The 252-nt window shown below is 74.6% G+C and carries 1 pseudogene; it reads right to left on the bottom strand.

What is annotated here, in order from left to right:
* Positions 1 to 66 precede the first annotated feature (66 nt).
* Positions 67 to 252 (bottom strand): annotated as a pseudogene (locus KVT37_RS33655) (GntR family transcriptional regulator); the annotation flags it as partial.

Below are 252 nucleotides of genomic sequence, written 5' to 3'. Positions count from 1 at the left end.
AACGCGAGACGGTGTCGCGGATGCGCCCCAAACCTGTCGCACGGAACCGATTTCCGGACAACCCGGCTACAGCGGACCCAGCCGCCGCGCCCCCCGCGCGATTTTCCAGGCCGTCTCCCCGTGGCGCCGGGCCGCGGCCTCGGCCGCTTCCGGCTTGCGCGAACGGAGGGCATCCATGGTCGCAGGCGTCTCCCCGATCCCCGCGCCCCGGCGGTTCGGCGGGGGGATCGCCATCGGGGGCGGCTGGTGGGT

The organism is Mesorhizobium sp. GbtcB19, from assembly GCF_019091085.1.
GTDB lineage: Bacteria > Pseudomonadota > Alphaproteobacteria > Rhizobiales > Rhizobiaceae > Mesorhizobium.
This window is presented reverse-complemented; position numbering and strand designations above follow the sequence as displayed.